The following is an 8,530-nucleotide window of genomic DNA, read 5'->3' as shown; positions in this document are numbered from 1 at the left end:
GCCCTGGTGAGATCTACCGTCTCACCAGGGCTTTTACGTCGGGCTGACAGGATTTGAACCTGCGACCCCTTGACCCCCAGGTATCCAAAGACGCCGCTCGACCTTGTTTCCCGCAAAGCTCTGCGACTCAGTCCGCCTCACCGCAAGGCATGGTGTGCATGGATTGCATGGTTCTGGTCCCCTTCTGGTCCCCTTTCGCGGCACCAGCAACTCCATCGATCCCATCGCGGCGGTCCGCCCCAGGACGCCCCCGACGCAACGGACGACCATGGACGCGGAGGCCGTCCTACGTCCACGGGCTAGATCCTGCTAACGTTGCCCATGTACTTCACGCAAGGTTGACCACCTTGCCTACCGGCAGAGCCTAACCACCTCGCCTCGAGTCGCATCCAAGCGGCGCAAGAGACGGGTGGTACTGGCTGCCCGTCCCCCGCGCCGGATGCCTTGAGGCGTCGACAAGGGACGGAGTCACTCCCATGGACCTCATCGAGGTTGCGCGGCACTGGCCGCTCGCTTTCCTCGCCGCTGTGCCATACACCATTCCATCAATCCTTCGCACGGACAGCGTGGACACATGGCTTGCGGACCGCAGCGCCGAACGAACAGCGCGCGAGATGCGCCGACTCGGCGGGACCTCCGATCAGGCCGCGAATTACCTCGCCTTCCACGCCCGCACCCGGCGCACCGAACCGAGTCGACGCTCTCCAGCGCGAGCTTGAAACGCTGATCCCGAGAGGGCGAGCCGATGAGTTCTGCCCGTCTCCCTCCTGTAGACGGCCGGCTGAAAACCACAACCGTGCCACTCGCGTGATCGAGACGGGCAATCGTGGCACCTTTACTCATCTGCATAGCTGGGCTAGCCAACACCGCGAGCGCCCGCCCGCAGGTCTCAGCGGGGCCCCCAGGAAGGTCCCACGACGTGCGGCGGCCCAGAGGCGTTGAACCGTCAGCTGTCGCTGCCTGCGGCAGCAGACGGATGAGTCAGGTCTGTCTGCTGCACCGGCCTTGGAAGAAGTAGGGGCGCAGGTGGGGGTAGGCGATGAAGATGTCCTTGAGCTGGGTTCCGATGGCGTAGGTGGCTGCGCGGGCTGTGGACCGCAGGGTGACCACGACTTGGCGCAGCTGGACGAGTACGGCGGCGATTCCGGCCAGGGATGCGATGCCGCCGACTATCTCGAACCACTGCACGGGGTCAGTCATGGCGAAGTTCGGGCTGCCTGGTGGCGATGAGGTGGCGTAGCTGGTGCGCGGCGTGGTCGCAGCGGTCGGCGATCTCGGGTTGCGCGGTGTCGCGCAGGATTGCGGAGGCGAGTTCGAGCGCGCCGAGGAGGGGGCGGGCTTGGGGTAGGAGGTCTTCGGGCTCGACGTGGGCCAGGCACCAGTGGGTGATGCGCGCGGCTTCACGCAGGAGTGGCAGGCAGGTTTGCGGCCGTTGCCGGGCGTGGTGGGTGGCGCCGAGCTGGGCGAGGGTCTGGACCACGGCGGCGTGCGCGGCGGTGTTCTGCAGGATGCGTGCCATGCTGCGCTCGTACCCCAGGGCCCGGCGCAGGGGCGCGACGGCGGGATGCGGGGTGCCGGCCTCGCGCAGCGCGACTCCTAGGTGTCGTAGGGAGGTGGCCAGGTCCGAGGCGTGTTTGTCGTAGTTGTCCTCGGTGAGTCCCTCCCGGATCGCTACGGACTCGCGTGCCATGTCCGTGGCGGTCTGGGGGTGGCCTGCTTCGAGGTTGCGGGCGGCGGCCTCGGCCAGTGCGCGGGCCAGGAACACGTTGTCTCCGTCGGGGTTCTGGCGGGCCAGGCGGCGGCGTATCTGTACTGCTTCCTCGATCGCGTCGAGTGCCGGAACCGGTTGGTCGAGCTGGCTGTGCACGATCGACAGGTTCATCAACGCGCGGGCCAGGTGTGGCAGGACCGGGGCGGAGGGGTCTGCCTGCAGGCGTTGGCGGTGCAGCTGGACCGATCGCTGCAGCGGTTCCAGGGCCTGGTGGGGGAAGCCGGCCTCGTGATAGCGGGTGCCCAGATCGCACAGTGTCCGGGCCAGGCCCCCGCCGGGAAGGCCCCGGGCGGCGAGGTGTTCGGTGATCTCGACCGCCTCGATCGTGTTGCGCAGCGCCCAGGTGCCCTGGCCGAGTTCCGATTGCACGACGCCGAGGTAGCGCAGCGACATCGCCAGGCTCAGGTCGTGCTCGCCGGTGCCGGAGGCCGCCAGGTCCCGGTACAGGTCCACGGCCGTGGCCAGCATGTCGGCCGCGCCGTGCCGGTGTCCCAGCAACTGGCGGCACAGACCCAGCTGGTGGCGCACGCGGGCCTGGGCGGGGCGGTCACCCGGGGCCAGGAGAGTCAGGATCCGCCACAACAGGTCGGCTCGTACCCGGCCGAGGGCCTGGCTGGGGTAGGGGACCACGGCGGCGATGGTCTCCAGCAGGCCGGGATCGTCGTCCAGGTACTGGATCGCGGTGGCCACGAGCTCCAGCGCGGGTTCACGCCGACTGCGTTCGGCAGCAAAGTCCGACGCCACTCTGGCCAGCACCGCCACCGCATCCCGGGCGCGCGCTCGGGGAAGGTCTTCCAGCAGTTCGGCCAGCCGGCTCGAGGCCTGCAGGCGGTCCAGCAGGTGCTGCTCGGCAAGCCGGTCGGGCTGCAGTCCGCCGAACGGCTCACTCCTGCCCGGCCGCGGCGGGTACAGATCCTGCAGCCAACCCAGCACGTGCGGGCCTGCCACATGTTCACCCAGGCGCCGCAGCAGCCGGCCAGCTTCCTGCTCGTCGGCGGGCGGCAGCAGGTAGGCCGCCGCTACCACATCACGCAGATCCCCCACCCCCACGCCGTGCTCCTGGAGCCGCTCGGCGGCCGCGGCGCTGATCCAGTACCGCTCCTCATGCTCCAGCAAAGCCGCCAGCACCCCGGACATGTCGATGCTCACCACCGCGCCCGCATCATGGCCTGCCGCCTCGTGCCGGGCTGCGTGTAGGACCGCGACCAGGCTCACCGCGTGCAGGTCCAGGATCCGCGGACGATGCCCGTCCTCGATACCTGTCACGCTCACCGAGCCCGGAACCCGCACTCCCAGCTCAGCCGCGAACGCCCGCGCCGCGGCATCCACGATCTGCTGATCGGTCATCGAGGCATCCACCCGCACCGGTAGGTCCGTCCCGTCATGCGCGCCAGCCAGCACCACCCGCACGCCCGGACTTGCTCCCTTGAGCCGGTCCCACCACTCCCCCGCCGCCCGGGCCAACAGCAGCACCCGCACCCGCTCGAGCCGACCCAGCGCGAGCTGCCGCAGCAGCACCTCCAGCCCCCGACGGGTATCGGCGTAGTCGACCACCAATAACACCTGCTCCTGCCCCGCGGCCACCAGCCCTTCCACGGCCGTGGCCTCCTGCCCGTCATCCACCCACACGGCCTGCCACCCCCGCCGCGCCATCCTGTCCGACAGTTCCGCCGCCAGCCGGCTCTTACCCACCCCGCCCGGACCCGTCACCAGCCGCAACGGGCTGCCCTGACCGTCCTCGCACCAGCCGATCAACCGCTGCAGATCCTCCTGCCGGCCCACGAACGGCACCACCCCACGATCCGGCGCCAGCAGACGCGACGGTCCATCCAGCACCGGCGGGACCCCCGACCCCTCCAGCACGGCACGCCCGGCCGCCTGCCCGCCCCGCTGAGCCAGGCCGTACCGGATCAACGGCCAGCCGAACCCGAACGCGCCCGCCACCACACCGATCACCGTCACCAGCGGCAACGGCAACACATCCAGGAACGCCAGCACCACGGCAGCCGCGACAAGCAGCAGCCCGCCGCCCGACCACGCCCACCACGGAATCTTCCAGGACATATCAAGATTCTGCCTATATCCGGCAATGCGGGCAACGAAAGTCGTCCCGACCGGCCGCCCGATGACTGCAGACGAGAAACACCGCCGGCATGCTCATCGCACCCCCTGGGGTGAGGTCGCCGAGGCCGTGGCAGGGCAGCTGCGTGCGTCTGCTCAGCCGCGCTACACCTGACTAGGTGTGGACACTCGCGGTTCGCCAGCGCGTGCGTGGCACGGCCTTCCGCGGCTCCCCGGTCATGCTGGCGAGACGGCGAGTAGAAGGAAGCGCCCTCGAGCCGCGCCTGGTTCTGGTCGGGGTACGAACGTACTGCCAGCAGCGCAGCTGGCTGATGTTCGCGCCGGAGAGCCCACGCGCCTCTGACTATCAGGGGCCGCTGACTATCGGGGTCGGTGTCAGGCGGTCGTTGCTTGAGCTTGTTGCGGCTTCACCTCGTCACGCTGACGAGTGCGGAGAATCCACGCACCGAATGCCAAGGGAATGAGGTAACCGGCGAGAGCCGATCCGTCCAATCCGAACACCCCGATCCACGGCAGCGCGCCCACTATCTGATCGATTTGAAGGCCGGTGGGAACGGAACTGTTGGTGGCGAACGCAAGATACGAAAAGGTCGCGACCGCCGGGGTGAGATAGTCCGTCCGCCAGCGGAAGAGGCGGGACGTTATCAGATGCGAGACAAGCAGGACGATCGTGTAGCACAGTGACGCTGCCAGCCAGGTGGCCCCGATCCAGCGGTCCATTGGGTCGCCATGCCACGACTCGTCGGGACTCGCCACCCGTCCGGCCGATATCGCCAGTGCCGTCCATGCCATGGCCAGCAGGCCGCACACGATGTGCATCGCCAGGCCGCTGGAAAGCGCCCAGGCCAGGGATCGGGTCGGTCGTATTGATGCTGGTCCCATGGCTGCGACGATACTCCAGGAGGAGTGCGGGTGGCGAGCACGTTGCTGCTCGCCACCCGGCTCCGGGTAGGTGGTAGTCGGTCAGTAGGTGCCCTGGTAGCCGCCCATCTCGGCCAGTGGGCAGGCCCAATTGACGAGGCAGACCGGGGAAGCGTACTGACGCTGGTAGACGATTGTCGTGCTGCCTTCACCAAAAGAGGTGAGGAAGATCTCGTGGTTAGGCATCTGGCGGTGCTGACCCGAAAGGATCGCGTAGTTACCCGCACGGGTCACGGTAATGGTGAACGCACCCTCGACACTGTTCCCGATCGGGCAGAAGGCTGTGTGCCCCTGCAGACGGACCCGAATATCGACGAACTCGCTGTCGCTGGCCAGTACATTCATCTCTGCGATGTTGTCTGGGATGCCGACGTCGATACCGAAGTCGACTTCCTCTCCGGTATCGGCGTCGTACACGCTCGTGGGCGCGAAGACCGCCTCCAGCACCAGGCACAACATTCCGGCGCGATATGCGACAGGCGTTCCTTTTCTGCCTCTCATATCCCGGAACCTTGAAGTCCCTGCCGGGACGAGCGGCACATGGTCGGGTCACCCGCTTCCTTGACACCGCAACGTATGAGTTTTTCCTACCTCGCGTTCGCGCATCAAGGGCTGGCTCCGCCTGTGGCCAGGTAATCGTGGAGCCTTCACCTTGCGCAGCACTGCCTCGATGCGGAGAGCCCGTCGGCCATACTTTCGGCGCAACCGCCGTCGCCGCGTTGGTGCGGCCGCACCTGGCGCGCCTGGCCAGTCCGTTTAACTGCTGCGCCTCTCTCGCATGGCGCCGCAAGCGGCATGACGCGGCGTCCGGAGGGCGTCCGGCTCCCACGGGGGAGTGATCTGTCCAGGTATTGCATCGGTCTGGCGGTTCTTCCTCCATGTCGGCGGCGTTAGCGTCGGCGACGCACCCAGGGGCACCCGGTTCCTGGGATCATTCAGGGAGCATTGATGGCACGTAGATCGGGACGACGCGGTCCCATAGCCATGGTCTCAGCGGTCGGAGTCCTCCTTGCCGGTCTGAGCGCAGCGCCCGCGCAGGCAGTGACCGTGCGCACCGTGACGTCTCCGGACGGCCAGGTCGCATTCACCGTTGCCGAGCAGGCGGACGGATCGCTGACGTACGGCGTCACGGCGGGCGCCACAACTATCTTCGAGGAGTCCCCGCTCGGCATCGCCACGAGTTCGACAGACTTCACCGACGGCCTGTCGTTCGTCGGTTCGTCCAGCAGGACGATCGACGACACGTACGCGCTGCCCGCGGGCACCGACCCGAGCTACCGGGATCACGCCAACGAACTCGTTCTGGAGTACGAGAAGGACGGCGCCGCGCTGGAACTGATCGTGCGCGCCTACGACGACGGTGTCGCTTACCGCTACCGGCTCCCGGGCAGCGGTCAGGCGACGATCACCGACGAGGTCAGCGGATTCCGGCTGCCTGCGGGCACAGGTGGCTGGGCGGCGCCATGGAACGGGAACTACGAGCAGGACTACCTCTACCGTGATGCTGCTGGACTCGACAGCGGCGACGACTTCACGATGCCGCTGCTGGCCTCGATCGACAACAACGCCTACTTCACGCTGATCACCGAGGCGAACGTCTACAACGCGAGCGCCAGCTACGCACCGGCCATGCTTGAGGGCGACGGCACGGGGACCGGGTTGCTGAACGTGGCCCGGACGCCGGATCAGGCCTTCCCGATCACGAGCGAGTACCCGTTCCAGAGCCCGTGGCGGGCGGCGATCGTAGCCGAGGACCTGGACGTGCTGTACAACTCCGATCTGGTGCAGCACCTCAACCCGCCGGCGCAGGAGTCCCCGGACTGGGTGCGGCCGGGCCGGGCAGGATGGACGTGGTACACCGACGAGGACAGCGCCGCGGATCTGGACAAGCAGAAGCGCATGGTCGACTTCGCCGCATCGATGGGCTGGGAGTACGTCACCGTGGACTGCTGCTATACGCCGGAGGTGGACCTGCCCGAGATCTCGGAGTACGCGGCACAGCGCGGCGTGAAGATTTTCGCGTGGGTCACCGCCGAGCCGTTCGCCACCCCGGAACTGGCCGGGCCGCTCGCGGCGGAGCACAAGGCGTACGGTGTCGCCGGGCTGAAAGTCGACTTCTTCTTGAACGACTCGCAGGAAGTCCAGCAGTGGTATCAGTCGATCGGCGACGCTGCCGGTGACAACGAGCTGATGCTCAACCTCCACGGCAGCACGAAGCCGGGTGGCGAGAACCGTACCTGGCCGTGGCTGGTGACGAGCGAGGCCGTGGCGGGCACCGAGCACTACAAGTACCCGCCGCCCACGACCGCACGCCTCGACACGACCCTGCCGTTCACCCGTGGACCGCTCGGTGGTATGGACTACACGCCCACGATGATCTCGCAGAACGACGCGATCCTCACGCAGGCGCACACGCTCGCGCAGTCCATCGTGTTCACCTCCGCGATGATCAACTACGCCGACTCGGCGGCCGCCTACGATCAGTTCGCCGGCCGTCACCTCATGCGCGCGGTCCCGACGGTCTGGGACGAGTCTCATGTGGTGGAAGGTTTCCCAGGGGACCACATCACGGTAGCGCGTCGCAGCGGCGACGAGTGGTTCATCGGCGCACTGACCGATCCGGCACGCACCGCCTCGGTGCCGCTGGACTTCCTCGACAGCGGTACCTACACAGCGACGATCTTTTCCGACGACGCCGCCGGACGGGTGGAGTTGTCCACGCAGCAGGTCACGAGCGCCACCACGCTGTCGCTGCCCATGATCGCGACCGGCGGCGCCTCGGTGCACATCTCCAAGACCCCACTGGAGCTGATCGGCCAGGACGACACGCGCTACGAGGCGGAGGACCCGGCCAACGTCCTCAGCGGCGGTGCCACGCTCGACGACTGCCACGGATGCTCCGGCGGGCAGAAGGCCGGCTTCCTCGGACAGGGCGGCGCGGTGGAGTTCACCGACGTCCACGCGCCCGAAGCCGGAACCTACCGGCTCACGTTCAGCTACACGTCCGGCGACCCGCGCGACATTCGTGTGAGCGTGAACGGCACGGTCCGGTCAACCCTCGCGCTGCCTGACTCGGGCGGGTGGGAGTACCTGCACTCCTGGTCGATCGACGTCCCGCTGCAGGCCGGATCGAACACCGTCCTCTTTGACAATCCCGCCGCATTCGGACCGGACATCGACGCCCTGACGGTCTCGTCCGCCACCGAGGCCGAGGCCACCGAGAACGTCCTGACCGGAACTGCCGGCACAACTGGCTGCGCGGAGTGTGCCGGCGGGCAAGCCGTGCACGGCCTTGACGCGGGCACGCTCGATGTGGTGAACCAGGCTGTGACGACGCCGGGCAATCACACCGTCCGGATCGACTACGCCAGCCCGGTGGACGCCAGCGTCGATGTTTCGATCGACGGCGGCCCGGCACGAACGGTGGCTCTCCACGCGACCGGCTCGAAGGACGCCGTGGCCACGACGACCATCGGCCTGCCCTTCGGCACGAGTCCGGGCACCATCCGGTTCTCCGACGCCACGTCCGCGGACGTCAGAATCGACCGGATCGACGTGACCAACTGAGCACTCAGGTGGGGGCTGCCATGCAGGGGCGCCGCCTGGCAGCCCCCGCCGCCACCCGGCAACCTGGCCTGCCGTGGCCCTCGCCGCGCTTTTCGCCAGATCATCGGATCGTCCAGGGGATTGACGGCGATCGGCCATGTCCACTGTCTTCGCCCGAAGATAACGTCGAGGTAGGCACACGGCGTGCCG

Annotated in this window: 5 protein-coding genes; 1 reads left to right on the top strand and 4 read right to left on the bottom strand. The window is 67.8% G+C overall.

The features are described from left to right. Positions 1-981: 981 nt before the first annotated feature. From IIE03_RS06585 to IIE03_RS06570, 4 genes are all read right to left on the bottom strand, one after another. Positions 982-1,200, bottom strand: coding sequence for a hypothetical protein (locus IIE03_RS06585; RefSeq protein WP_192861952.1), 219 nt, complete (start codon positions 1,198-1,200; stop codon positions 982-984). Next, entirely contained in the window at positions 1,193-3,835 is a 2,643-nt protein-coding gene (locus IIE03_RS26335; protein WP_192861951.1) for a tetratricopeptide repeat protein, read from the bottom strand. Before IIE03_RS26335 ends, IIE03_RS06585 begins: the two co-directional genes overlap by 8 nt. Positions 3,836-4,228: 393 nt before the next feature. Next, a complete protein-coding gene (locus IIE03_RS06575) occupies positions 4,229-4,735 on the bottom strand; it encodes a hypothetical protein (protein WP_192861950.1) in 507 nt (168 codons plus the stop codon). A gap of 81 nt (positions 4,736-4,816) precedes the next feature. Beyond that, positions 4,817-5,221, bottom strand: coding sequence for a hypothetical protein (locus IIE03_RS06570; RefSeq protein WP_192861949.1), 405 nt, complete (start codon positions 5,219-5,221; stop codon positions 4,817-4,819). Positions 5,222-5,830: 609 nt separating this feature from the next. Here IIE03_RS06570 and IIE03_RS06565 point away from each other — a divergent pair. Continuing rightward, complete coding sequence (locus IIE03_RS06565) at positions 5,831-8,341, top strand: glycoside hydrolase family 97 catalytic domain-containing protein (RefSeq protein ID WP_192861948.1); 2,511 nt, start codon at positions 5,831-5,833, stop codon at positions 8,339-8,341. The last annotated feature ends 189 nt before the right edge of the window (positions 8,342-8,530 follow it).

The organism is Myceligenerans pegani, assembly GCF_014892515.1.
GTDB lineage: Bacteria > Actinomycetota > Actinomycetes > Actinomycetales > Cellulomonadaceae > Myceligenerans > Myceligenerans pegani.
Note: the sequence above shows the minus strand (reverse complement) of the source record. Positions and strands in the feature narration are given on the sequence as shown.

Bases quoted from the DNA above. Each gene is read 5' to 3' on its own strand.
- IIE03_RS06585 (WP_192861952.1), bottom strand. From the start codon at position 1,200: ATGACTGACCCCGTGCAGTGGTTCGAGATAGTCGGCGGCATCGCATCC.
- IIE03_RS26335 (WP_192861951.1), bottom strand. From the start codon at position 3,835: ATGTCCTGGAAGATTCCGTGGTGGGCGTGGTCGGGCGGCGGGCTGCTG.
- IIE03_RS06575 (WP_192861950.1), bottom strand. From the start codon at position 4,735: ATGGGACCAGCATCAATACGACCGACCCGATCCCTGGCCTGGGCGCTT.